The 24,399-nt window shown below is 37.3% G+C and carries 17 protein-coding genes; 12 read left to right on the top strand and 5 right to left on the bottom strand.

Going from position 1 to position 24,399, the window contains the following annotated elements; all coding sequences use genetic code 11:
• Positions 1-18 precede the first annotated feature (18 nt).
• The 12 genes from ACFILA_RS01820 to ACFILA_RS01765 all read left to right on the top strand — a co-directional run bounded on the left by ACFILA_RS01820 (position 19) and on the right by ACFILA_RS01765 (position 14,476).
• Complete coding sequence (locus tag ACFILA_RS01820; RefSeq protein ID WP_273723886.1) at positions 19-255, top strand: hypothetical protein; 237 nt, start codon at positions 19-21, stop codon at positions 253-255.
• Between the two features lie 21 nt (positions 256-276).
• Positions 277-942: a response regulator transcription factor gene (locus ACFILA_RS01815; RefSeq protein ID WP_273791556.1), complete on the top strand. Its 666-nt coding sequence runs from the start codon at positions 277-279 to the stop codon at positions 940-942.
• Entirely contained in the window at positions 942-2,360 is a 1,419-nt protein-coding gene (locus ACFILA_RS01810; RefSeq protein ID WP_273791546.1) for an ATP-binding protein, read from the top strand. The genes ACFILA_RS01815 and ACFILA_RS01810 overlap by 1 nt, the downstream gene beginning before the upstream one ends.
• 233 nt (positions 2,361-2,593) lie before the next feature.
• Positions 2,594-3,364 (top strand): tetratricopeptide repeat protein, encoded by a 771-nt coding sequence (locus ACFILA_RS01805; protein WP_273791547.1) that lies wholly within the window; start codon positions 2,594-2,596, stop codon positions 3,362-3,364.
• A 77-nt stretch (positions 3,365-3,441) separates the two neighbouring features.
• On the top strand, positions 3,442-3,921 hold the full coding sequence (ccmE, locus tag ACFILA_RS01800) for a cytochrome c maturation protein CcmE (RefSeq protein WP_375660543.1): 480 nt from the start codon (positions 3,442-3,444) through the stop codon (positions 3,919-3,921).
• Between the two features lie 7 nt (positions 3,922-3,928).
• Positions 3,929-5,908: a heme lyase CcmF/NrfE family subunit gene (locus tag ACFILA_RS01795; protein ID WP_375660542.1), complete on the top strand. Its 1,980-nt coding sequence runs from the start codon at positions 3,929-3,931 to the stop codon at positions 5,906-5,908.
• A gap of 1 nt (position 5,909) precedes the next feature.
• Positions 5,910-6,320: a cytochrome c-type biogenesis protein CcmH gene (locus tag ACFILA_RS01790; RefSeq protein WP_375654403.1), complete on the top strand. Its 411-nt coding sequence runs from the start codon at positions 5,910-5,912 to the stop codon at positions 6,318-6,320.
• 214 nt (positions 6,321-6,534) lie between these two features.
• A complete protein-coding gene (locus ACFILA_RS01785; protein WP_375660541.1) occupies positions 6,535-8,046 on the top strand; it encodes a Do family serine endopeptidase in 1,512 nt (503 codons plus the stop codon).
• Between the two features lie 73 nt (positions 8,047-8,119).
• The gene (locus tag ACFILA_RS01780; protein WP_273791552.1) at positions 8,120-8,806 is read left to right on the top strand and encodes a response regulator transcription factor; all 687 of its coding nucleotides are present in this window, start codon (positions 8,120-8,122) and stop codon (positions 8,804-8,806) included.
• Positions 8,803-10,185: an ATP-binding protein gene (locus tag ACFILA_RS01775; protein ID WP_375637409.1), complete on the top strand. Its 1,383-nt coding sequence runs from the start codon at positions 8,803-8,805 to the stop codon at positions 10,183-10,185. The genes ACFILA_RS01780 and ACFILA_RS01775 overlap by 4 nt, the downstream gene beginning before the upstream one ends.
• Before the next feature lie 77 nt (positions 10,186-10,262).
• Positions 10,263-13,208 (top strand): bifunctional [glutamine synthetase] adenylyltransferase/[glutamine synthetase]-adenylyl-L-tyrosine phosphorylase, encoded by a 2,946-nt coding sequence (locus ACFILA_RS01770; protein ID WP_375660540.1) that lies wholly within the window; start codon positions 10,263-10,265, stop codon positions 13,206-13,208.
• A 443-nt stretch (positions 13,209-13,651) separates the two neighbouring features.
• Entirely contained in the window at positions 13,652-14,476 is an 825-nt protein-coding gene (locus ACFILA_RS01765; RefSeq protein WP_273791555.1) for an outer membrane protein, read from the top strand.
• Positions 14,477-15,926: 1,450 nt separating this feature from the next.
• On the opposite strand, the gene ACFILA_RS01760 is transcribed toward ACFILA_RS01765, so the two are convergent.
• The 5 genes from ACFILA_RS01760 to ACFILA_RS01740 form a co-directional block, all read right to left on the bottom strand.
• On the bottom strand, positions 15,927-16,811 hold the full coding sequence (locus ACFILA_RS01760) for a metallophosphoesterase family protein (protein ID WP_375660539.1): 885 nt from the start codon (positions 16,809-16,811) through the stop codon (positions 15,927-15,929).
• A 582-nt stretch (positions 16,812-17,393) separates the two neighbouring features.
• Entirely contained in the window at positions 17,394-19,490 is a 2,097-nt protein-coding gene (locus tag ACFILA_RS01755) for a glutamine amidotransferase (protein WP_375660538.1), read from the bottom strand.
• On the bottom strand, positions 19,487-22,285 hold the full coding sequence (locus ACFILA_RS01750) for a DUF4159 domain-containing protein (RefSeq protein ID WP_375660537.1): 2,799 nt from the start codon (positions 22,283-22,285) through the stop codon (positions 19,487-19,489). The genes ACFILA_RS01755 and ACFILA_RS01750 overlap by 4 nt, the downstream gene beginning before the upstream one ends.
• Positions 22,282-23,193, bottom strand: a complete 912-nt coding sequence (locus tag ACFILA_RS01745; RefSeq protein WP_375660536.1) for a DUF58 domain-containing protein — start codon at positions 23,191-23,193, stop codon at positions 22,282-22,284. Before ACFILA_RS01745 ends, ACFILA_RS01750 begins: the two co-directional genes overlap by 4 nt.
• Positions 23,194-24,225 carry an AAA family ATPase gene (locus ACFILA_RS01740; RefSeq protein ID WP_375660135.1) on the bottom strand — a complete coding sequence of 344 codons (1,032 nt, stop codon included), beginning with the start codon at positions 24,223-24,225 and terminating at the stop codon, positions 23,194-23,196.
• Positions 24,226-24,399 lie beyond the last annotated feature (174 nt).

Raw genomic sequence — 24,399 nt, 5'->3', positions numbered from 1 at the left:
TGGGTTATTGAAATATTTATGATGAAAAAAAAATTCTTGTTCGTAATAATAGCAGCTTTTTTAGGAGCAGATTCTGTTCTAGCTTCTGGGTGTGCTGAAGTAGGTAAGAAGGCTGCCGCGCAAGAGAGCGGGGTTCTCGTCCGTTCAAAACCGGTTGTTCAGGATGGAAAGGACATGTGTGCAATTGTAGTTGTTGTACCAGCCCGTAATGGTGAAAAGTTACGTCGTGTTGAGTTTTTTGTTCCTGCTGATTAGTTTTTGGCAGATGGTGTTGTGATGCGTATCTTAATCGTTGAAGATGATCGGAATCTTCACCATCAATTAGTAGAAGCTGTAAGACGTGCAGGATATGTTTCCGATAGTGCTTTCGATGGTGAAGAGGCTTATTTTTTAGGGAGCACAGAGTCTTACGACGCGGTGATACTTGATATAGGTTTACCGCAGATTGATGGTATTAGTGTTGTTGAAAAGTGGCGTCAAGAAGGGCTCTCCATGCCTGTTTTAATGCTAACGGCGCGAGACCGTTGGTCTGATAAGGTGCACGGTATTGATGCTGGAGCTGACGATTATGTTGTGAAGCCATTTCATTTGGAGGAAGTGATGGCGCGCTTGCGAGCATTAATTCGTCGCACTACGGGACATGCGACAAGTGCATTATGTTGCGGAAATGTTTTGTTGGATACAAAGACGTCTCGTGTTTTTGTAGATGGTCAATTGATTAAACTAACATCTTATGAATTCAGACTGCTTTCGTATCTCATGCATCATTGTGACAGGGTCATTTCAAGAACAGAGCTTACAGAACATCTTTATGATCAGGATTTTGATAAGGACTCGAATACGGTGGAAGTCTTTGTAGGTCGGTTACGGAAAAAGCTTGGAGTGGATTTGATTGAAACTATTCGAGGAATGGGGTATCGCGTGAGAATGCTAGGTGATTAATGAATGTTTTTGAAGAGAATAATTGGTGTAGGAGGTTCTTTTTTGTAATTACTCGATCTCTCAGTTTACGTGTTATGATCTTATCAACATTATGGGTTGTTATTTCTCTTTTATCGATTTCTGCAGTAAGTATTTTATTTTATAAGCGTTCAACTGAACAAAGCCTAGAGCGTATCCTTTCTGCTCAACTCTACAGTCTTATTGCAACAGTGACGGTGTCATCGGAAGGTACTTTGATAGGAGGGGCTGGGATTGATGATATTCGTTATTCTGATCCAACAACAGGATGGTATTGGGAAGTTGTTGCGATATCCCATAATTTAAAAGGAAGATTGACATCCCCCTCATTGGGAACAGGCGAGATATTTACACCAAGTGATGTTGATATACCTTTTGACAATAAATTCTTTCGCTCTTATCGGATAACGGGGAACAATGGTCAAAAGTTACAAGTGATTGAGAGTGATGTTGTTCTTGATAATAAAAATCATATTGCACGTTTTCGGCTTGTTGGGAATATCGATGAAGCTCATGCCCAGGTAAAGGAATTTACGCGAACTTTGCAAATTTTTCTTTGGAGTTTCGGTATCGGGAGTGTTCTTATTAATATTGCTATTATTTTCTTTAGTTTTCAACCGTTGAAGCTTATTCGACACGCATTGAATGATATTCGCGAAGGAAGAGTTCATTATGTGAATACGGATTTAGTAAGCGAAGTGATGCCGCTTGTACAAGAGATGAATGCTCTCATTAATAATAATCAGCGTATTATTGAGCGATTTCGCACACAAGTTGGTAATCTCGCGCATTCATTGAAGACGCCTCTATCTGTGATTATGAATGAGACAGATAAGATGCGCGGAGAAAAGGCTTGTTTGTTGAGAGAGCAAACGCAAATAATGCAAGCTCAAATCAATCATTATCTTCAGCGTGCACGGATTGCAGCACAATGCGATAGTATTGTCTATCATACGTCTGTTCGCAGTGTGCTTGAACGTTTGGTGCGGGTTATGAAAAAGCTTAATCCTGAAAAACAAATTCAATTTATTATGGATGTTGATGATATTGTTTTTTCTGGAGAGAAGGAAGATTTAGAAGAAATTGTAGGGAATTTGATTGAAAATGCTACTCAGTGGTCTCGAGCAAAGGTTTTGATCTCTTGTTGTTTAGAAGAAAATGTTGAAGAAAAAGAATATTTTAGTATCTTTGTAGAAGATGATGGTCCTGGTTTAACAGAAGACAAAATTGATGAAGCATTAAAAAGAGGGCGGCGGTTTAATGAAAGTAAACTAGGGGCAGGCTTAGGGTTAGCAATTGTTTCAGATATGGTCAGTGAATATGGTGGCAATCTCTTTTTATCACGTTCTGATTTGGGTGGATTGTATGCAAAAGTTTTGTTACCTAAGATGGGAGAATAACATATTTTCTTCTTAAGCAAGAAATGTCTATAAAGTTTATAAAGCAGTATTTTAGACAATACATAAAGAGTAGGGAAACATTGTTTTTAGTTTCTTTGCTTAATTGATATATATGATAGATATTTATAATATTCTCCATGAAAAAATGAATTTTTATTAATTCACATCACTCTTCTTATGAAGAAGATAAAATGTAAGCGAGTTATTCTCTGTTCGTATTGGAAAAAAACGATATGCTCTTATTAATTTTTGCAGCATTTTTTCTGACTTTTCTGGCAAGTATTCTTTTTCTTTCACTACGTTTTGACGATGAGATAAAGAAAGAATGGACAGTTGAAACCGTAGATGGTTATAGAAGCCATAAGCGTATGATTGAGTTTAACAAGCTTTATATGAATTATAAAAAAAGAAATATTCTTAAGGCTTTGAGTATTTTGTTTGTTCTTCTGATGACATGGAGTATTTATGGGCTGACAGGCAATCCAGAAGTGAAAAGTTATTTTTTTAGCGAATTAATGGATAAGGATCCTAAAACTCTCAGTAAGCAAGAAAAGCTTATTCGTTTACAAGTGCTTTTTTTCCGTGCACCTCACGATGGCAAGCTAGCAGATGCGTTAGCGGTAGGGTATCTCGAAGAAAGCCTTTTTCAAGAAGCTGTGAATACTTATTTAGATGCACTTCGTTTGAATGGAGAAACAGCTCCAAGGCTTGTCGGATACGGTTTAGCATTGGTTGGTTATGAAGGAGGGGTGATAACGCAAGAAGCGCAAAATGCCTTTCAAAAAGCAGCAGATTTAGCCCCAACAGATTTTTATCCACGTTTGTTGTTGGCCGATGCATTGCATCAAGCAGGAAAAACTGCGCAGGCAGTGCAATTTTTACAAAGCTTTCTTGATACAATGCCTGAAAATTTTTCAGGACAATCACGTGTTAAAAAAATGATGATTCAGTTACGTGATTTATCGAGTGAGCATACAGAGAAAAGAAATCTTGCACCTATGTAGAAGATGTGCAAAGCTCTTAAAAAATAAAATATTGATACTTAATTATAACGTATTTAAACTTTTTTCGCAGAGTGTCTATGAACAGTCAATCTTTAAAGAGTTCTGCCTCATGGAAGGCTATTTTAGAGCAGCGAAAAAAAAGGCGCTTACTGATCATATTATTATGTTGTTTGGTTATGACAATTGCAGCAAGTCTCATAGTGTATGCAATGCGTCATGCGGTCAGTTTTTTTAGAATGCCCTCTGAAATTACAAGAGAAGATATTTTAACGGAGCGCCCTTTGCGTTTGGGTGGCTTTGTTGAAAAGGGAACCGTTCAATATGTTGGAGAGAGAGGAGTTATTTTTTTTGTAACGGATAACAAAAAACATGAAAAAGTGGTTTTCAATGGTGCCTTACCGGATCTTTTTCGTGAAGGTCAGGGGGTGATTGTAGAAGGGCATTTCGATAAACAGGGCTTTTTTATAGGGATGCGTATTTTAGCAAAACATGATGAAACTTATATGCCTAAAGAAACAGCTGATCGTTTGAAAAAACATTACATTATGGAGAAATAATTCGATTGTGCTTGTCGAACTGGGTCATATTTTTTTAGCTGCAGCATTTTCAGTAAGCTTATTAGGGGCGTTTTTACCTGCTTTAGGTTTTTGGTGGAGAGAGCGTTTGTTAATGCAAACAGCTGTTCCTCTAACATATATCACTTTTACATTACTACTTTTATCTTTTTTAGTGATAATTTATGCTTATGTCGTATCTGATTTTTCTGTTTTGAACGTTGTTGAGAATTCTCATTCAGAAAAACCGATGCTCTATAAAATTACAGGTGTTTGGGGAAATCACGAAGGCTCTATGTTGTTATGGGTTTTAAGTCTTGCTTTTTTTAGCGCATTGATGGCTTTTTTTAGCCAACATTTGCCAGAAGATTTTAAGACGCTTGTTTTAATTTGCCAAAGTTGGATTACAACTGCTTTTCTTTTATTTATTCTTTTTGTATCCAATCCATTTTTACGCGTGAATCCACCAGCATTGCAGGGAAATGGTCTCAATCCTCTTTTACAAGATATCGCATTAGCAATTCATCCACCGCTACTTTATTTAGGTTATGTTGGTTTTTCACTTTGTTTTTCTTTTGCCGTTGCGGCATTGATTATGGGACATGTTGATAGAATTTGGGCGCGTGGAATTCGTCCGTGGCTTTTACTTTCTTGGTGTTTTTTGACATTGGGTATTATGGTTGGCTCCTATTGGGCTTATTATGAGCTAGGATGGGGCGGCTATTGGTTTTGGGATCCTGTTGAAAATGTTTCGTTTATGCCTTGGCTTTCAGGAACGGCTCTTTTACATTCTGCTCTTGTTCTCGAAAAACGAGAAATATTGAAAAGTTGGACTTTGTTTTTAGCGCTGCTTACTTTTTCCCTTTCTCTGATGGGAACTTTTCTTGTGCGTTCTGGGCTTTTAATTTCTGTTCATAGTTTTGCTGTTGATCCAGCACGGGGGCAAGCAATGCTTGCGCTTTTCTTTTTTTTTACAGGAGCGGCTTTTTTTCTTTTTGCTTTGCGCACCCCTATTTTAAAAACAGAAAGATTTTTTCAACCAATTTCACGTGAAGGGTTTATTGTTTTAAATAATTTGTTACTTACAACAATAACAGCAACAGTATTGATTGGTACGCTTTATCCTTATTTTATTGAGATATTAACTGGGCAAAAAATTTCTGTAGGGGCTGCTTTTTTTAACCTTACCTGTGGACCGCTAATGGTTTTGCTGTTGTTGTTTGTTCCGTTTGGGACAATGATGGCATGGAAACGCGGTGATTTTCTTGCAGTTTTTGAACGGTTATGGTTTGTTTTTGTATTCGTTGGTATCGTCTGTTTTATAATATTCTATGCGGCATCTGTGCGTGATATTTTTGCAGTTTTAGGGATTGGGCTTTCAGCGTTTGTTTTTTTAGGCAGTTTAGCGGATCTATGGGGAAAGAGTGGATATGGCAAGAGAGCTTTTTCAGTACGCGTTAAGAGATTTCTTGGATTGCCATGGTCTACTTTTGGTGCAGCAATAGCACATATGGGATTAGGCGTTACACTATTTGGTATTGTTTGTGTGGCAAGTTTTGGGCAAGAACGTATTTTAATCATGAACATAGGGGATAGGGTGACGATAGCGGATAAAACGCTTCATTTTGATGCAGTGTATGATGGTGTTGGTTCGAATTATTCGACAATGGAGTTTTATTTTAAAATATATGAAAATAAAAACATTGTGGGTCATGTAACAGCCTCAAAGCGATTTTACTCAAGTCAAAATACATCAACAACAGAAGTTGGTCTGAAAAATCATGGCTTATCGCAGCTATATATTGTACCGGGACATATCGATAATCGGGGTCTTGTTGTGCACGTATGGTGGAAGCCTTATGTAATATGTATTTGGTTAGGGGCATTCATGATGGCTATGGGGGGATGTCTTTCTCTTCTGGGGTATTGGTTTCGCATTGGCATGTACAATAGGGTAGTGCTTGCTTTTAATTTTTGGAAAAGACATTGAGATGAAAAAAATTCTTTGGATTGTATTTTTTTTAATTGCAACGTTTCCTTTTCAATTAGCAATAGCAGTAGAGCCGGATGAGATTTTAAAGGATAAGATTCTTGAAGCGCGAGCACGCCATATTTCATCGCATTTACGTTGTCCGGTTTGTCAAAATCAATCAATTGATGATTCAGATGCTGCTTTAGCACGTGATTTACGGCTTTTAATTCGGGAAAGGCTAAAAATGGGCTATAGTAATCAGCAAGTCACTGACTTTCTTGTTGAGCGATATGGTGAATTTATTCTCTTGAAGCCACCATTGAATAAAATAACTTGGTTTTTATGGTTCTCGCCTTTGATCATTATTATCATTGGCATAAGTATCATATTTTTCCACTTCAAACGGAATAATCATGCGTTATGTGAATGAAAAAGAACAGTCAAAAATGTCATTGCATTAAAAAAGATGTTACATAAAAGAAATCAGATCATTTGCAATGAGCATACAATCTTATTGTAATTATATTAGGGAATACTGAAACCTTACAAAACTTTAATAATTTAGACAGAAAACGGTAAGGTCTGGTATTTTATAAGTGGTCGGAATTGGAATAAAGGTATGATTGAATAGGAGCATAGAGTAAATGGTTAAAAAGGCTTTCTTTAAAACATTTGTCGCAGTGAGTTTTTCTGCGATATTGGAAAGTGCACTGTTTTTTAGTGGATGTACATCAAGCTTGTGGATGACAAAGGCTCATGCAAGTTCTGTATTTACTTCGTTAATGCAACAACAGGGATTTGCCGATATTGTGGCTCAAGTGAAACCAGCCGTTGTAGCAGTACAAGTAAAGAGCAATAAAAAGAAAGAAGATAGGTTCTTTAGCAACTTTTTTAGTGGTCCAGGACTTGATCAATTACCAGATCAGCATCCTTTAAAAAGATTTTTTAAAGAGTTTTATGATTTTGATAAACCTAAAAATAAATTTCCGCACCAATCGCAGAGACTCCGTCCTGTTGCTTTTGGATCGGGTTTTTTTATTTCATCTGATGGTTACATTGTGACCAATGATCATGTGATTTCTGATGGAACAAGTTATACTGTTGTTCTTGATGATGGTACAGAATTGAATGCAAAGCTCATTGGGAAAGACCCCAAAACCGATCTTGCCGTACTAAAAGTGAATGATAAAAGAAAATTTTCCTATGTTGATTTTGGTGATGATTCAAAGCTTCGTGTTGGGGATTGGGTTGTTGCCATTGGGAATCCATTTGGTCTTGGTGGAACTGTGACAGCAGGTATTGTTTCTGCACGTGGACGTGATATTGGCACTGGTGTGTACGATGATTTTATTCAGATTGATGCTGCTGTTAATAGAGGAAACTCTGGTGGTCCAACGTTTGATCTTAATGGAAAGGTTGTTGGGGTTAATACAGCAATTTTTTCTCCTTCTGGAGGAAATGTTGGGATTGCTTTTGCTATTCCGGCTGCGACTGTAAAACAGGTTGTACAACAACTTATTGAAAAAGGTTCAGTTCAACGTGGTTGGTTAGGTGTTCAGATTCAGCCGGTAACAAAGGAGATTTCCGATTCAATAGGTTTGAAAGAAGCCAAAGGTGCTTTAGTTACTGATCCGTTAAAAGGACCGGCAGAAAAGGCTGGTATTAAAGCGGGTGATGTAATTATTTCAGTGAATAATGAAAAAATTGCTGATACGCGTGAGCTGGCGAAACGTATTGCAAATATTAAACCAGGAGAAATGGTAACCATAGGGATTTGGAGATCAGGTAAGGAGGAGAGCATCAAGGTTAAACTCGCTTCAATGTCTGAAGATGAAAGTAAGAAAGAGACTTCAAAATATTCAAATGGACAGAGTGATTTAGATGAAACATTGGAAGATTATGGTCTGATTGTTATGCCTTCTGATGATGGTGTAGGGGTTGTCGTAACGGATGTCGATACCGATTCAGATGCTGCAGATAAAGGGATACGCCCTGGTGATGTCATTGTGACAGTAAATAATAAACCGGTTAAACGAGTCTCTGATATTATTAACACAATCAAAAATGCTCAGCAGTTAGGACGAAAGGCTATACTCTTACAAGTGCGGACAAATGATCAAAATCGTTTTGTTGCTCTTCCAATTTTCAAAAAGTAAGGCTTTAGTTTGTAGGACAAATGTTTATTAAATATTTGTCCTACAACATAATAAAATAATGGAGATACGTTTTATGAAGATACTCGTTATTGAAGATGATCATGAGACGGGGCATTATCTCGAAAAAGCTTTTTTGGAAGTAGGGCATTCCGTTGATGTTGCTTATGATGGGGATACGGGATATGCTTTAGCAACCACGGAAAATTATGACGTTATGGTTGTTGACCGAATGCTTTTACATCGTGATGGTCTTTCTATTATTGCTGAATTGCGCGCTAAAGGCAATGAAACACCGGTTCTTATCCTGTCTGCTTTAGGGCAAGTTAATGATCGTGTAACGGGGCTGCGTGCAGGGGGAGATGATTATTTGACAAAGCCTTATGCTTTTTCTGAACTTCTTGCGCGTGTTGAAGTTTTACAACGGCGGAAAAATCCTAAAGAAGCAGAAACTGTTTACTGTGTAGGTAATCTTGAGCTTGATCGGTTAGCACATACGGTAAAACGGGGTGATAGAAACATTCTATTGCAACCACGAGAGTTTCGTTTACTTGAATATTTGATGCGTTATGCGGGGCAGGTTGTTACACGCACTATGCTTTTGGAAAATGTTTGGAATTACCATTTTGATCCACAAACGAATGTCATTGATGTCCATATCTCCCGTTTGAGAGCCAAAATTGAAAAAGATTTTGATGTTCCCCTTCTTCATACAGTGCGTGGAGCTGGATATATGCTGAAAGTACCAGATAACAAAGCATGAATCGTTTGATTAATATAATGCGCACGACAGCGCTAAGGCTTTCAGCACTTTACATTTTATTGTTTGGATTGGTGGCAACAGGACTTTCTATTTATATGACGGCATTTTCTGCTTCATTGTTAACAGAGCAAACTGAACAGGCTTTACATGAAGAATTAAAGTATATTGAAAATGCTTATAATTATGGGGGATTATCCTTATTAATGCGCACTATTGATTATCGTTCAAGACAACCAGGAGCATTTCTTTATCTTGTCACGGATTCTATGGGGCGTATTTTAGCAGGAAATGTAGCACGTATTGAATTAGGTCTTTTGAATCAGAGTGGTTTTATTTCTACCTCTTTTTTATATTCCCGTTTTGGAGAACATGGCAAAACAAGTGAACATCGCGCTTTGGCGGTTATTGTTGATTTACCTAATGCTATGAAGATTCTTATAGGACGTGATTTGGATGAGCCAGAACGTTTTGCTGTTGTTATTCGCAAAGCTGTGATCATTGCACTTGCTGCAATGGTTGGAGGCGCTTTACTCATATGGTTTTTTGTTGGCAGGAGAGCTTTACAAAGGATTGATCATGTAACGGCTGCATCACAGCGCTTGATGGATGGTGACTTCAGTGGGCGTTTACCTGTCTCTGGAGTAGGGGATGAGTTTGATCGATTGTCAACCAATCTTAATGTTATGTTAGACCGCATTGAAGAGTTAAATATTGGTTTACGTCAAGTATCAGATAATATTGCTCATGACCTGAAAACGCCGTTAACGCGTCTTAGAAATCGTGCTGAAGAAGCACTTTCAGGAAATAAGACAAAGCTTGAATATCGTCAGGTCCTTGATAGGGTTATTGCAGAATCAGATCAACTTATTTGTACGTTCAATGCAATTTTAATGATTTCACGTATTGAGGCCAGCAGTGCAATTGAGCATCTTGAAATGATGAATATGAAACTGATCCTTGAGGATGCTGTTGAGATTTACGAACCTTTTGCTGAAGAGTCAGGTGTTTTACTTCGGTTGGGGAATATATTTGATAAAGAGCTTAAGTTGAATCGTGAGCTTGTTGCACAATCAATTTTTAATCTTATAGATAATGCCATTAAATATGCGTCTAAAGGTGAAAGGAAAGCGGAGGTTTGCTTATCAATGGAATATCGTGATGAACATTTATTAGTTGTTGTGAGCGATAATGGACCAGGAATAGCAGAGGATAAACGTGAAAAAGTGACAGAACGATTTGTTCGTCTTGAAGAAAGCCGCACACAACCTGGGTTTGGGATTGGGTTAAGTATAGCAAAAGCAGTTATGAAGCTTCACGGGGGTGAATTGTTACTTGAAAATGCAAATCCAGGGCTTAGGGCTATTTTGTTATTTCCTTAAAGATATTTTTCTTCACTTTTCTCTTTTCATACGTAACAACTATTTTAAAAGTATAAAGCAATAGAAAGGAAAGCAAAATGCTTTTCAAGGGAGCGCAGACGAAACAAGCTTTTTTAAAAACACAGCTTCTCCCTTTATGCCCTCTCGATAAAAGTAGTTCCCAATGGTTAAAAGACATGGAAGAACAAGCAAGGAAAGAAGGTTTAGAATCGCTTACTTCCATCATTTCAGAGAGTGGAACGCAGATTGATTTTATCAGTTCGGTTATGACCTTATCTCCTTTTTTGCGTGAGGTTTTAATTGCCAATCCATCATATCTTAGTGCTTTATTAAATGTTGATATAGAAACAAGGCTGAGCGAAATTATAGATGATATTACGGCTATCGATAAGGATGAAACTATAAATGAAACTTCATTGATGGCTGCTTTAAGGCGCAAAAAACGAGAAGCGCATGTTCTCATTGCTTTAGCTGATTTGGGAGGTGTTTTTACTTACGAAGTTTCATGTGCTTGGTTGACACGTTTGGGCGAAGCAGCATTAAGTGTAGCACTACGTTTTCTATTAAGAGAAGCGCATGATCATGGTAAGATCAATTTATTAAGCCGTGAGAATCCAGAAAAAGACTGTGGTTTAATTATTTTAGGGATGGGAAAGTTAGGAGCAGGGGAACTTAATTATTCTTCTGATATTGATCTTATTGTTTTCATTGATGAAACATCACCTCATATTGGTAATCTTTCTGAAAGTGTTGACGTATTTTCTAAAATGGTACGCCGATTAATCCGTATCATTCAAGAACGCACTGCGGAAGGATATGTTTTTCGTCTTGATTTTCGTCTTCGTCCAGATCCAGGATCAACCCCTTTGGCCTTACCAGTAAGGACTGCATTGCGTTATTACGAAGGGCGTGGGCAAAATTGGGAACGAGCAGCCATGATTAAAGCACGTCCAGTTGCTGGTGATAAGAGGGCAGGTTTTAACTTTCTCAAAGAGCTTTTTCCCTATGTATGGCGGAAATATTTAGATTACGCTGCTATTGCTGATATTCATTCGATCAAACGTCAAATTCATGCGCATAAAAATTACGGTCAAATTGCAGCTTATGGGCATAATATAAAGTTAGGTCGTGGTGGTATTCGTGAGATTGAGTTTTTTGTTCAGACACAGCAGCTCATTGCTGGTGGACGTTTTCCTCAATTACGTGGACGTCAGACAGTTGCAATGTTAGCAGAACTTCACACGCTTGGTTGGATCAGTGAGAAAACGAGAAATAGCCTTATAAAAAGTTATGCTTTTCTTCGAAATGTGGAACATCGTATTCAAATGCTTTTCGATGAACAAACACATCTTCTTCCAAATGATACTGCTCAATTCACAAGTGTTGCCTATTTAATGGGTTATCAAGACAGTAGCAGTTTTATCCGTGATTTATTAAAAACACTTCAGGTTGTTGAAAAACATTATGCAGCACTGTTTGAGAATGAGCAAGAACTTGGTTTAGAAATTGGTAATTTAGTTTTTACCGGTGAAGAAGATGATCCGGAGACATTAATAACGTTAAGCCGTTTAGGCTTCGAAAGAGCAAGTGATATTTGTCGTATTATGCGCACGCTCCATTTTGGTCGTTATAAAGCAACGCAATCAGCCGAAGCACGCGAGAGATTAACGGAATTAACACCAGCTCTTTTGAAAGCTTTTGGTGGGACAAAACGAGCTGATGAGGCGATGTTGTGTTTTGATGGTTTTTTACAGGGCTTACCTTCAGGAATTCAGCTTTTTAGTCTTTTTCAGTCTAATCCCTCTCTTTTGGATATGCTTGTCCTTATTATGGGTGCTGCTCCACGTCTTGCAGAAATTATTACACGCAGATCCCACGTTTTTGATGGAATGTTAGACCCAAATATTCTTTCAGAATTACCAACAAAAACGTATTTAGAAAAACGGCTTGAATATTTTCTTGAAAATGTTCTTTCTTATGAGGAGATTCTTGACCATTTAAGGATTTTTGCAGATGAACAACGTTTTTTGATTGGTATTCGAATTTTGAATGGTGCAATTACAGGAGAAAGAGCGGGTTTTGCTTTTACTGCGCTTGCTGATCTTATGATTACAAAAACATTTGCTACCGTTCAAGAGGAATTTTCTCGTCTTCATGGTCGTATTAAAGGGGGGCGTGTTGGCATATTGGGTATGGGGAAACTTGGAAGTCGTGAATTAACAGCAGATTCCGATGTTGACCTCGTTTTGCTTTATGAACATGATGATGATGCAGAAATATCTGATGGAGAAAAGCCTCTTTATATTTCTCAATATTATACGCGTTTAGCACAGCGCCTCGTTTCTGCTTTATCCACTCTTACAAGCCAAGGTGTTCTTTATGTCGTTGATTTAAGGTTACGGCCGTTAGGCAATAAAGGACCTATTGCTGTTTCTTTTCCATTTTTTAAAAAGTATTATCGCCAAGAAGCATGGATATGGGAATATCTTGCTTTAACAAGGGCTCGAGGCATTGCAGGAGATCCTGATTTTTTACAAAAGCTAGAAAATGAAGTGTGTGCAATTATTGCTATTTCTCGTGATAAGAAGGAAGTTGCAAAAGAAGTGTGTGAAATGCGTTCCTTGATTGCAAAAGAAAAGCCGCCAAAAAATCAATGGGATTTAAAAACGATGTCTGGTGGCATTATGGATTTGGAGTTTATTGCTCAATTTTCTCTTATTACGCATGTCATTGAGTTTCAAATTGGAGCGACGACAGCGGATATTTTAGATCACTTACCAAACAGTTTTCTTAATCAGTCATGTATTGCTGATTTACATTATGCCTATCGTCTTTATACAAATTTGAGTCAAATTATACGGCTTTGCTTAAATGATTCTCTTGATCCCAATGACATGCCACCTGGATTAAGTGACCTTTTGTTAAATAGTGTTGGGGAACCTGATTTGCTTCGTGTTGAAAAATTAATTGCAGAAACTGGGCAATTGGTCTGTTCAGTTTTTACAAAAATCATGAAACATTAAAATAATTCTATAAGAATAATAAAAATTATTAATTCCATTTTTATATATTAATTTTTGTCTTTTATTTCATTACACGCTTGAGAGGGTTAGAGTGAAGTTCTCTAGTGGTTTTTCAAGTGTGATGAAAAAACTTCTCTGTTAAATGTGCTATTCTAGGTATTATTCTTTATACAAAAAGCGATGAGTGACTAGTTTAGTGAATGATATGCTTTATGAGCCTTATCTCATTCTTTTCAAAAAATTGATATTATAATTATTTATATAATTCTGGATAATAATGATCAATATGAAGCTATAAAAGCTACTATAGATTAATAGTTTTAGGAAATTATAAATAATATTTTAATTTTTAAACTGTGTCATTTTTGCTATAGATTTTTTGAAAAAAGTGTGAAACGATTTATTATTATTTATGTATCACATTAGCTTTTAGGGGAGCAATTATGATTACAAAGTATTTAGCCTCAACATCTATATTTTCTTTAATTTCAATTTCTGTAGTACAGGCGTCGGATATCGCTATTCCTGAACAGCCTGTTCCTGTTATTGCAGCGCCTGCTTTTTCTTGGACAGGATTTTATCTTGGAGGACAGATTGGTAACTTTTCAGGTAAAACAACTGCAAGTTATTTAAAAGATGAGACAAGGATATGGAATCCAATTGGAAAGGAGAATTTACCTAAACTTTCTGGTTTTATAGGGGGAGTTTATGCAGGTTCCAATATTGATATCGATAATAGTTTTATTATAGGTATTGATACGGATATTATGTGGTCTGGTAAAAAGGATTCTAAAGATGTCGATCTACCGGAAAAAAGTCCAACTGAAGAAAAACCACAACCTACAGAAGAAAAAAGTCTAACAAGAGATTTGCATGAGAATGATTCAACAAGGCGTATTAAAGCTGTACGTCATACCTTAAAACAAAAATGGGCTGGTGCTACACGGGTGAGAGTTGGTTTTGCGATTGAGCGTATGATGCCTTATATTTCCGGAGGGGTTGCTTATACGCAGCTTCAGAATATTTTTGGGTTAGTTACTGATAGCAAAAATGGAGAAGTTGATTTTTCTGATTGGTTGCATGATGAAAAAAAGACCATGATTGGTTACACCCTTGGAGGTGGTATTGATTTTGCAATGACTGATAATGTTATTGTGCGTGCAGAATATCGTTATTCAGATTTTGGCAAAAAAAAGTTCATACAGGATAAATTTGAAATGGGCTACAAAACAAATGATTTCCGCGTGGGTGTAGCTTATAAATTTTAATTTTTTGCAGAATTAAACAATTCAAAAGTCTCATTTTCGAATGAGGCTTTTATTTTTCAGATATGCGCTGGAAAATATTCTTCACTCAAAAAAGCTACTATTTTATTCGAACAATACGTTGATTTATAAATATAATTTACTTTTTGTCATGTTGAGTGAGAGATCCAAGGATCATAAGATTTTCTCATTTTAAACCTATACCATGTTGACCAATCAAAACCGCGTCTTTTGTACGTCAAAAGGAGGGAGAGCAGTGAGATAAACAACATTAAAGAAAGAATAAAAATGCCTCTTATGAATCATCTTAAGTGCCAAAAGCTGTCGCTACATTGGGGATTGGCAAAGTGTGAGATTTGATACTAGCTTGCTTTTCCATAAACGTAAAGATGGTGATGCTAAATGGACTTATCATTACATCATTCATAGGTGCCGTCGGGAAATGAGTTTGGGTGCTGTAAAAGATGCTTTTTTAAACCAACACATAAATTGGCAACTTAATGGTGTTTTGTTTTATTTGAAAGACCTCTGATACAATCGACTTTTCTGTTTTGCGTTATCGTAAAATATTTTATTTAATAACAAAAAGATCGCAAAAAAATTCTAAAGCACATAAAATTACATCCGCAATATAACTCAATAATAATAAAAATTCATATTATAATTTTTATTATTAGATATTTTATGTGATATTATAAATAATAATTTATAATAATAAAATAATTATAAAGAGTATTATAAATTTATTTATAGGAAAAAATAGATAGCAAATTAGGAATTTATCGAGACATAAAAAACATTATTACCTATATCTGTTATTGAAATATAATCTATTATTTTTTATATTTTTTTTAAATGTACGATAATAAATATCGAGTGAAATAGTAAGGGATTATTTCAAATCTATTTACGATAAATCAATCAACATTATTTGTTTATAAATCACAAGTAGGTTGGGTTATTTAAATTATATACTTTAGTTATTATTTGGCTTTTTTAGTCATCTATTTTCAGGTATAGAAGCTGAATGAGATTCTCTATTATTCTATAAAATATCATCATTGTAATATTATAAGGATTTTACGCATTAGATGCTTTTGGAGGAGTGTATGATGAAATTTAAAGCAGGGTTTATGTGTAGAGCTTTGTGAAGTAAATCACATGCGCAATTAGCAGCTGGAACCCGTGCGACAAGAATCCGGATTATTTATAAATCAGATGGGGTAGAATTTTCGTCCTTTAGGGCGGGAAGGAAGAAAACCAATAAGCTTGTAAAAAGCTCGTTACATAAGTGGGGCAGCAGATGGAATTCTCTGAGAAAAATTGATCTATTAACAGAGAAGGTGAAACTTTGTCTTTTAAGGAGAAAAAGGGAAATAAGAATTATGATTTCCAAAGGGATGTGAAATAAAAATATTTTCGTTTTTGGTTGTTTTGGCAACTATGAAGGTGTTTAAAGATTAATTGTTTCAGTACATGCAATCTCGTTTTTGGGGTTGATAATGCTATAACGTTGTAATTGGCAATGCCATTGATTTTGTAAGCGTTCAATGGAAAATAAATTAAAGCCTGCGGGTGGTTTTTTATCACCAAAAGCTTGTGATGCGGAAGGAACACCAACAATAGGAATTTTTTTAATTGGTCCTTCAATGTAATTCAATGTGGGTAAATGAGTATGTCCGTGAAGAATAAGTTCACAACCGTGATATTTGATAACGTTTAGAAAACGTTTTATATCCCGTAGTTTTTTATGCCAAGACGTTGCATTGGGAAAGGGGGGATGGTGAATCATGACGACACGAAAAAGGTTGCGCTGTGCTGCTTCTTTTAAAAAGAGCGGTAAAGTTTGCGCTTGCATTTTACCAAAATAACCAGAAGCTTGAAAAGGCAGTGTCGCAATGGCTGAAGAAGCTGCTATGATGGCAACATCTTTGCGAACGCGCATATAAGGAAAGGCATTTTTTTGAGGGATGTCACCTGTAATCCAAGGTTTAAAGAGAGTACATGCTTTTTGGAAAGCGCCGCGGACATAGGCATCGTGATTTCCAAATGTCAAAGAAATATCTTGAGATTGTCCTAACTTAAGTAGCCAACGATGCGCTTGTTCAAATTCCTTATCGAGAGCAAGATTTACAAGATCACCAGAGATCACAAGGTGATCAGGTTTTGTTTTGTTCAAGGCATCTATTAAAGTTTCTAGGACGTCTGTTGCCATCTGACTCTTACGTTTTTTTTGCCAATTCAGATAACCGGTAAGACGTTTCCCAGAAAGTTCGAAGAGGGAAGGTTGCGGGAGAGGTGAAAGATGTACATCCGATATATGGGCAAGATAAAACATAAAAGCTCGTAGAGTATTAAAAACGATTTAAAAAATAAACATAAGATAAGTTAGTGCTTAAAGGCAAGAAAGATTGTAAAATAAAAATTAGCTTGCAAAAAAGAACGCCTCAAGCGGAATGTTCCAAATAGAATATCATTGTGTTGTACATTCACATATTTGTAAAAAAAACATTTCTCAATGCGTTTGAGCTAATTTCACGACCGGTATTCGATGCTATATATAATAGAAAGCTTCTGTGAAGTATATAGGGCTTACTGTACACTACCATCTCTACGCTTATACAAGGTGCAAATAAAAAACATCATACTATTTTCCTCCAATTTTATGAAAATCTTTGCTTTAAGAGGATTCATAAGAGGTATTTCATTCTTTTCTTCGATGGTTTCTATCCATACTGCATCTCTTCTAATAATACGCAAGAGAATGTTTTTTATTTTTTTAATATGAGGATATTTGAAATAAGGAGAATTATACTGTATTTTTAGTTATAAATCAATACGTTATCTAATTATAAAAGACAAGTAAATACGTAAAAAGATAAGCTGAATTTTAAAACTATTATACGAAATCTCAAACCTTTTAACGTCCTTCATAATACCACATGCTGCTCAACAGTAAAAGGCAAGCAAGCAATGCAAAAAAACCAGAAAATATCGAAAAATAAAAGGTATTGATTAAACGGGTTTCTGTTGCTTCTTTCAGAACAATTGAATGTGCTGGGGAAGAGGACGGACTTGTTTTTGATTGAATCAGCTTGAATGGAGGAAGATGAATGTTTTCTTTTCCCTCAGGGTGTAAACGTCCGATGTAGCCGCCTGTGTGCTTAATAATGGGGGCTAGTTTTTCTTGTGTTGAAGTCAAGTCAAACAACTCAAGATTATCGAGCATCCCTACAGAAGAAAGTATTGTTAAATCGCCATTTTTAATGGTAAAAATTCCTGTCTCATCAGTGGTCACAGTTGCAGTAAAAAGGCCTTCTTGCTCTTTGGTCAGAGTAATATTTTCTTTTTTTCCAGAGGGAAAGATTATTTCAGCGGGTTCTGGATGGTCTTTTAGAGTTTGGCGGCGAATTGTTAAATGATGATGGCTGCTGGTCGCACTTAATTTTTCTTCTTCAAGTTCTGGTTCTTTCATGAGCCAATGAGCAATTCGTCGATAAAGAGCAGCATAAGGACCGCCGCCTTCGAAACCTCGAGCCCAAAGCCAACTTTCATCAGAAAGCAACATGCCTACACGTCCTTTATCAACATGCGAGAGAAGTAAAAGTGGTTGCTCATCGGCTCCTTTCATGAGGGCGATTCCGTTATTTATGTTTTGAATAGCAATTTGTCTCAACCATTGCCCCCATTGAGAAGCTGGAAGGTTAAGTGTTGCAAGACCTCTTGTGACAGGATGGCGCTCACCTTCTTTGGTTAATGTGGGGCGAAAAGGTTTTTCAATAATAGTTCCATTAGGTAATGCCGGTAAAATGCTTATTAAAGGTGTTTTCGCAAGTGAGTTTTTTTGGGCAAATTCAGGTCCTGTTACCATCAACAATGCCCCCCCCTTTTGTACATATTGGGCGATATAATCATAATAGATTAAGGGGAGAACAGTAGAGTGCTGGTAGCCATCAAGGATGATGAGATCAAAGTTATTAATTTCTTCAACAAAGAGTTTTCTTGTGGGAAAGACCACTAAGGATAATTGGCTTGAGGGCGTATTATCTGCTTTGGTGGGAGGACGCAAAATAGTAAAGTGAACAAGATCAATATTGGAGTCACCTTTCAAAAGGTCTCGCCATGTCCGTTCTCCATTATAAGGAGCACCTGAAATAAGAAGAACGCGTAAATTTTCTCTGATTCCTTCAATAATTGTTATGGCGCGGTTGTTTTCAAAGCTTAGTTCACCTTTGTGTGGATCGGTTATAACTTGGATAATATTTTTTTCAGCATGAGGAAGGGTAATTTCAGTTTGAAAAATCACACCAGGAGTCACAGAATAATGGCCAATGTCTTGTCCATTGACGCTTAATGTAATATTTGCTTTCTGTGGTATTGTTTTTTTGGTGGGGCCTTTATCTTCTACCAAAATGGAGAGCGTTTGTGGTTTGTTGACAAGGGCAAATCGTGGAGGAGAGATAAACTTAATTTGGCGATCAAATTCCTCTGAGTGCCCTGTAATCAGGGCATTGAGAGGGGCTTCATGATGAAGGTCTGATAGGTCAGGAATGTCATGCACTTGTCCATCGGTGATAAAAATGGTTCCTGCATAACGAGAGAGCGGTACATCAGATACTGCTTGTGTTAAAGCCTCAAACAAATTCGTTGAGGGCGCATACTGATTATCAGCAAGTTTTCCAGCTTCAATAAAGCGTGGTTCAAATTGTGGATAATGCGCCAATGCTTGAGTTAATTGCGCGCGCGCTTCATCACTGTCGTTTGTACGTGTTCCAAATGTTTGGCTTTTGCTGCGGTCAATAACAATTCCCACTGTGCTTTTCAGTGGTTCGCGCTGTTCTTTTATGATCATTGGATTGAGCAAAGCAAGGATGAGGGCGCTTAATGCCATCAGACGAAATAAAGAACCTTGCCGTTGCGTAACAAGACCAACAACGACAAAAAGAATCGATATTCCACTTAAGAACAGAATCCAAATGAGTGGTAAAAAAGGCTGAAAAGTGAAAAATGATATCATTGCCTTCTTTCTCTTTTAAAGCGTTCCAAGAGTGCTGGAACATGAACTTGATCCGCTTTATAGTTTCCTGTAAGAACATAAAGGACAATATTTAAACCTGCACGAAATGCCCATAGACGTTGCATTGGATCATTGGGAACAAGGGGATATTTCCATGTCCCTTTTTCATCGAGTGCCCAAGCACCGGCAAAGTTATTGGCAGTAATGAGAAGAGAACTTACATTATCGCCGCTGGCAAGAGAATTTTTATTTTTTTTGTTTGTTGAGGAGGATTCAATCCATAAAGGTGAACCACGGTAGAGACCAGGAAAATCTGGCATAATATAAAAAGAACGTGCAACAACATGATCTGTTGATGCTGGCTCAATGGATGGAATATTTAACTCTTTTAAGATATCTCGTAATCTTTGCGTTTCTGGAGTGGCATCTCCTTCAAGATTAAGATTGCTCTTTATCTGATCGCGCGTGTCAAATAAAATTGTTCCCCCATGTTTCATAAAGTTATTTATTTTTTCAAGGCTTTTGGGGGTTGGTATAGGACTTTTAATATCAATTGGCCAGTAAATAAGAGGATAAAAAGAGAGCTCATCTTTATCGAGATCAAGTGCTGTAACAGAGCCGAGGGTAAGCATTGTGCGCTCTGCGATAAATTGACTTAACGCTTCTAGACCACTTTTACTCGTTGTATCAATTTCATGATTATTGGTTATAACATAGGCAAGATGTGTTGCGCCGGCAGCTTGTACACTATCATGATGGTTTTCTTTCGTTTGTGCATGAAGAGTTGGATCATATGAAAACAAGGCAATAAGACTTATAAAGGGGAGGAGAAACATATTACGCCGTTTCATGAAAGAAAAAATATCTCCCATCCATAAAATGAGAAAATTGTCAAAGGCGAATAATAAGATGGCTAATCCTAAAAGTGGACCAATAAGATTTTTTTCTTTTGTATCGTAAGATAAAGGGCTTTTATTAAGAGAAGTTGGCAATGATGATTGTTTCATCAAGTGCGACGAATGAGTTAAGAGATTGAGTGCATAAAAATTGTTTTTGACACCATAAAGTCCTGGGGGAGTATGGTAGGAAGGATGGGGTGGATTTTGAGAGTCAAAGATCAAAGGAACAACATCAGAGGGTGGTACTTGTAATTGTCCGTCAACGGCTATAGTTCGCCAAGGGCTTTGTACCACGGTTCTTTTTTCTCTGTGTGTTAGGTTTGTGTTTTCGTTAGAACCTAATGTGATTAATTTTTGCAGCATTTGTGCAAAAAAGCCAGAAAGAGGAAGATTAGACCATGTTGGGTCAGGAGCAACATGAATGAGAATGAGGGTTCCTTTACCACGTTTTGCTGCGGTAATAAGAGGAGTTCCGTCCGAAAGGCTAAGCCACGTTTTTTCAAAAAGATCTGGGGTTGGTTCTGCGAGGATTTGGCGCGAGACAGTGACATCTTTTGGAAAAGGAAGATCAAAGAAAAAGCTATTTTTTGCAAAAGGGGCAAGCTTTTGTGGTTTTGTCCAAGACATAATACTTCCAAGGGAACGTTGACCTGGGCGTAGTGGTATCGGAAGAAGGTTATCGTAATGTTCTGCGCCACTGAGTTTTTCTCCTGCAAAGCGGATGAGTGTTCCCCCTTTATTCACAAAATCAGAAAGTTTTTTTTCTGCTTTTGGGGGTATGTTAACAATGTCACCCATAATCAAAACAGATGGATTTTGTTTAAGCAAATGATCAATATCCGTTGAAAGTTCTCTTCCACCGGCTGTTATAAGCTGTGTATGACCTTGTAAGGCTTTGATAATGTAATAAAATGGAGCAAGTAAAGGCTGTGCCATTTCATTGGTATCTGGTGAGAGAAGAGCAACACGGCTTATCCTGTTATGGCTGTCTACCAAGAAGGTTGCAGCAGCATGGTTTTGATTGTTTATTTTTATCCAAGCGATATCATTGCGTAGTTCAAGTGGTACATTAAAAGGAACAAGTGCTGTTGTTTCTCCTTCAGAGAAATTGTTCGTAAATTGACCGAGAAGTTGATTATTTGAATCGTAGAGGCTGAGTATAGCGGGAGTGTTGCTGTGTGTTGTTGAGCGGATAATACGCGCGCCCATGTTTCCATTGTTATTTTCTATGGATGTTATGCCGGTTAAATCGGAAATATCAGTCAAATACCACAAGAAGTTTCTAGGTTTTAATTCTTCAAGATGAGCAAAAGCTTGCTCATCTTCATTTGTTCGTAATCCATCACTCAAATAAGCAATATCAAGAGGTTTTCCTTTGGTTATTTCGCTGAGTTTTTTGAAGGCATGCACACGGTTGACAGGCCAAGGACGCGGTTGCAAATGCATTAAATGCTGTTTTATAATCTTGGCTGGTTGGGGCTCTATATTGGAGATATCATTTTCAGCCGTTGCAACAAGATAAATATTTTTTTGCTGTTTTTCTGCCTGTGCAAGAAGCATTTCAGTGATAGAGATGCGCTTTTTCCATTCTTTTACAGAAGCCCAACCATTATCAATAATGAGTGCAAGGGGTTGAGATCCAGAAAAGCTGATTGGTTTTTGATTCCAAGTGGGGCGTGCTAGAGCTATGATAACAAGTGCCGCTATGGTTAAACGCAACAAGAGCAACCACCAAGGTGTATGTTTTGCTGTTTCTTGTTGATGAGTTGGTTTGGGTAAGAAGCGAAAAGGGGGAAAAAGCTCTTTGCGCGGAGATGGAGGAGTTATCCGTAACAGCCACCAAATGACCGGTAAGAACAAAAGTCCTAGTAACAGAAAGGGAGCAGCAAAACTCAAAGTGCCCTCCTTTTTTGCAATGGAGAGTCGCTCATTGTATTTGCAAGATGAAAAATAGTCTCTGTTAAAGGTTGATCCGTTGTACTAACGTGATAAGACCATCCTTGGCGTGCGCAAAAATTTACCAATTCTTGTCGCCTTGCGTGATATAGTTTACAATAGCTCTTACGAAGATCTTCTGCTTTAGTGGAAACATGTTTCTCTTTCGTTTCAGGATCCAAAAATTCTGTGTGACCTGTGTAGGGAAAGCTTTCTTCTGCGGGATCAGAAATTTCAATTAAATGAGCTGTCACCTGTTTTGTAGTTAAAACGGTTAAATGTTGGATGATTTTTTCAGGATAGTCGAGAAAATCACTCATTATAACGACATGTGAAAAGCGTGTAATCATTGAAAAATCCGGAAATGAATTTTCATCTGAATGATTTTCTAAAGCAAAGGCTATTCGTTCTACGACATTGGATGTCATTGTGGGGGACATTAAGTTGGGAATAGCAATATGTTCGCCACTGCGTGCAAGAAGGGATGCCAAGGTAAGGGTAAGAATAATGGCATGATTACCTTTAGAGATTTTAGAAAAGCGCGAACAGTAATGCATTGATGCGCTCTGATCAGGACAAAGCCAAACGGTTTGTGTCATTTGCCATTCGTTTTCGCGCAGATACGTATTTTCATCACGCGCTGAGCGACGCCAATCAATGCGGGTAATGGATTCTCCTTCCATATAGGGACGAAATTGCCAAAAGTTTTCCCCATTACCGCTTTTACGTTGTCTGTGCCATCCGGTTATCAGTGTATTAGCGATATGACGCGCTTGCAAAAGGAAATATGGCATTTTGCCAGTATCCTTATGCAGTTCATTTGCCAGCGACAATGGAGGCTTTTGTAAAACTTTTTTGCCAAGTGCCATTCAAAGAGCATCTTTCACAAGGTTATTGATAATATCTTTTACGGTTATATCTTCAGCACGGGCAGAAAAATTAAGAGCCATGCGGTGTTGTAATACGGGATAGGCTAATGCTTCAACATCATCAAGTGAAGGGGCTAAGCGTCCATAATAAAGAGCACGGGCGCGAACACAAAGTGAAAGGGCTTGTGATGCCCGTGGACCAGGTCCCCAAGAAACATAAGTATTAGCAAGGCTATTGTCTTTATGAGGGCGAGATGAGCGGACAATTTTTAAAATAGCTTCAATCACATTTTCTGAAAGAGGCATTTTGCGAACGATATTTTGAATTTTTTGCAATTTTTTGCCGGATAAAATTGGTTTTGCATTTGATTTTTTTTCTTTTGTTGTTTCTAAAATAATCCGTCGCTCTGTTGTGAGGTCAGGATAGTCAATATCGATTTGCATCAAAAAGCGATCCAGTTGTGCTTCAGGAAGTGGATATGTCCCTTCTTGTTCGAGAGGATTTTGCGTTGCAAGAACATGAAAAGGTTGTGGCAAATCATAACGGGTACCTGCAACAGTGACATGATATTCTTGCATAGCTTGTAAAAGGGCTGACTGTGTCCGTGGGGAAGCACGATTGATTTCATCGGCCATGAGAAGTTGCGTAAAAATAGGACCTTGAATGTATCGAAAAGAACGTTTACCGTCTTTATCGGAATCCATAATTTCAGAACCAATAATATCCGATGGCATTAAGTCAGGAGTGAATTGGATACGTTTTTCATCAAGCCCTAAGACTGTTCCCAATGTTTCAACAAGACGTGTTTTTGCAAGTCCTGGAGCACCGACAAGAAGGGCGTGACCACCAGCAAAAATAGCGATTAAAGCATATTCGATTACCTGATTTTGCCCAAAAATAACTTTGTCAATTTCTTGTTGTAAAATATCCAATTCTTTGTGTGTCGTATCAATATCATCAATAATGACTTGAGCCTCATGATTGATATTGACCTTTTTTATAGAATTGGATGATGGATCATGTTGACTCATATTTCTTCCTTAAGGCGTTTGTCGCAAAAATGGTAATTTTCTCTGCATGATAATGGATATCTTATTGTTTGTAACAGAAAATGAGAAGAAATGAAGTATCATATGCCGTTTTTTTTCATATTCGTATAGAAGAGAAAAGTTTCTTTGGAAGAATAGACGTGCTTTATAAGGGAT

The organism is Bartonella sp. CL71SXKL (genome assembly GCF_042194935.1).
Taxonomy (GTDB): domain Bacteria; phylum Pseudomonadota; class Alphaproteobacteria; order Rhizobiales; family Rhizobiaceae; genus Bartonella.
This window is presented reverse-complemented; position numbering and strand designations above follow the sequence as displayed.